The organism is Mesorhizobium sp. M7A.F.Ca.US.005.03.2.1, assembly GCF_003997795.1.
Taxonomy (GTDB): domain Bacteria; phylum Pseudomonadota; class Alphaproteobacteria; order Rhizobiales; family Rhizobiaceae; genus Mesorhizobium; species Mesorhizobium ciceri.
On sequence record NZ_RZRP01001019.1, the window covers coordinates 1 to 2026 of the forward strand.

Below are 2026 nucleotides of genomic sequence, written 5' to 3' on the forward strand. Positions count from 1 at the left end.
CGGCTGGCTCAGGCGATCGCCCGCGCGGCCTCGCGGTAGAGCGTCGGCGGCACGCCGACATGGTCGCGGAAAAAGCGCGAGAAATTGCCTTGCGTGGTGAAGCCGAGATTGCAGGCGACGGAGATCAGCGGTTCCTGCGACCATTGCAGCTGCCGCACCGCTTCCTCCATGCGCAGCGTGTTCCAGTAGACATTGGGCGTCAGATTGGTCTGTTCCTTGAACAAAGCGAAGAAATGCGGTCGCGACAGGCCGACGCTGCGCGCCACGTCGTCGAAGCAGATGCGCTCGCAGACATTGGCTCTCATCAACTGGATTGCCTTGCGGACACGAAAATCCTGCATGGTGTTGATGCGGACACGGGCCTCCTGCGGCGCCGAGGCGTCGGCGGCGTCGAGCACGCTATCGATGAAACGCTCGATCTCGTAGTTGGCGATATCGTCGACGCTCTCATTGTCGCTGAGGTGGTCGAGCAGATTGGCGGCGGCCTGATGCAGCCACGGTTCCAGCGTGATCGCGGCTTGTGAAAACAGCGGCGCCGACGAAGGCAGGTCGCGGCGGCGCCGCGCCCAGTCGGGATCGATGTAGAAGGCGAGAAACAGACCGGGCGTCCCGTTTTGCGACAGAACATGGCTGTGCGGCTGGAAGGAGTTGATGCCGGCGGCCGTTCCAGGTCCAAGCCGGACGGTCTCGCGGCCGATGGTCATTTCGCCGGCCGTACCTTCCAGCCAGATGATGAGATGGGCCTCGACATGGGCATGGGTGACGAAGTCGCTTGCGACATTCAGGATAGAAACATGTCCGAACCGGCCCCAGTAGAGCCTGATCGCTTCCGTCATGGGTATATCCTCCCGCAGGCGACTGGCCTCCCTTCGCCTGCAGTGGGGATTGTGCGGCCGAGTTCGGGGCCGCGTCAAGACGCGCGGGGGCGGCGAGGGCGAATGACGGCCAGTGAGGCCGGATTTTCAGACTGAGCGATACGCACTGGAACGAATGGCGGTCGGGAGAATTGCCAACCTCAAACCGAAGCCGTCATGCCGCCATCGACATACAGCGTATGGCCGTTGACGAAGGACGAGGCATCTGACGCCAGAAACACGGCGGCGCCGATCAACTCGTCGACATTGCCCCAGCGCCCGGCCGGCGTGCGCTTTTCCAGCCAGGCGGAAAATTCGGGATTGTCGACCAGCGCCTGGTTCATCTCGGTGCGGAAATAGCCGGGCGCGATCGCATTGATCTGCAGGCCGTGTTTGGCCCAATCGGCGCACATGCCCCTTGTCAGGTTGCGGATCGCGCCCTTGGTGGCGGTGTAGGGCGCGATGTTCGGCCTTGCCAGTTCGCTCTGCACCGAACCGACGTTGATGATCTTGCCCTTGCGGCGCGGGATCATGTGGCGGGCGACCGCCTTGGCTGCATGGAAGGCGCCCGACACATTGGTCTTGAACAGGCGCTCCCATTGCTCCTCGGGAAAGTCCTCGAGCGGGGCGCGGAATTGTATGCCGGCATTGTTGATGAGGATGTCGATGGCGCCGATCTCGGCCTCGATGCGGGCAATGTCCTCGTTGACCGCCTGAAAGTCGGTGACGTCGAATACCGAGGCGTGCGCCTTGAAGCCGGCGTTGCGCAGCTTTTCGACGGCGCTGTCGATCCTGGCGGCGTCGCGGCCGTTCAGCACCACGCTTGCCCCATGTTCGGCCAGGCCCCGAGCCAGCGCGAAGCCGATGCCCTGGCCGGAGCCGGTCACCAGCGCCAGCCGACCCTCGAGGCTGAACAGGGAGTTGGCCATCAAACCGTCTTTTGTTTGACCATGATCTCCGGACAAACGGTTCCGTTTGTCCGAGAAAACCGGTTTCCACTTTTCGGGATCATGGTTCTAGTCGCTGCGGCGGAAATTGCGGATGCGGTCGAACAGCACCGCCAGCAGGATGGCGCCGCCGATGAAGACGCCTTGCCAGAAGGCATTGATGCCGAGCAGGCCGAGACTGTTGCGGATCACCTCGATCAGGGCCGCGCCGACGATGGCGCCGAA

The 2026-nt window shown here is 63.1% G+C and carries 2 protein-coding genes and 1 pseudogene; all 3 read right to left on the bottom strand.

Annotated features, from left to right (window positions below; all coding sequences use genetic code 11):
* Positions 1 to 8: 8 nt before the first annotated feature.
* Positions 9 to 836: an AraC family transcriptional regulator gene (locus EN991_RS34005; protein ID WP_024501541.1), complete on the bottom strand. Its 828-nt coding sequence runs from the start codon at positions 834 to 836 to the stop codon at positions 9 to 11.
* A 179-nt stretch (positions 837 to 1015) separates the two neighbouring features.
* Positions 1016 to 1783: an SDR family oxidoreductase gene (locus EN991_RS34010; protein WP_127370376.1), complete on the bottom strand. Its 768-nt coding sequence runs from the start codon at positions 1781 to 1783 to the stop codon at positions 1016 to 1018.
* 87 nt (positions 1784 to 1870) lie between these two features.
* Positions 1871 to 2026: pseudogene (locus EN991_RS34015) on the bottom strand (ABC transporter permease); the annotation flags it as partial.